This is a genomic window from Cellulomonas sp. GbtcB1 (genome assembly GCF_019091725.1).
In the GTDB taxonomy this organism is placed as follows: Bacteria; Actinomycetota; Actinomycetes; order Actinomycetales; family Cellulomonadaceae; genus Cellulomonas.
The window spans coordinates 1-244 of record NZ_JAGXJG010000441.1 but is presented as its reverse complement, the minus strand read 5'-3'; the positions used below and the strand labels follow the sequence as shown (position 1 = coordinate 244).

1 protein-coding gene is annotated in these 244 nt (G+C 71.3%); it reads right to left on the bottom strand.

Annotation, left to right across the window (positions count from 1 at the left end; genetic code table 11):
- Positions 1-244: hypothetical protein (locus KVT14_RS20980; protein WP_217617354.1), on the bottom strand; the 244-nt coding region annotated here is incomplete at both ends.

Genomic DNA, 244 nt, shown 5'->3' with positions numbered 1-244 from the left:
GAGGCGGGAGAAGTTGCATGTGATGCCGATCGACTCTACGTACAGCTCCATTACGTCCGTCGCGTCGTCGTCCTGCCAGAACTGCATGAGGTAGTTGCCGGACACGTCCGCACGGTTGCCCGCGGTCACGAGGTGCGCGAGGCCGAGGTGCCGGCGGCGCACCGGGCCGAGGGTCGACACCGCGGTCGAGGCGGGCTGGCAGGACAGCCCGGTGCGCCCGGGCGGGGGCGGGTCCTCGGGGAGC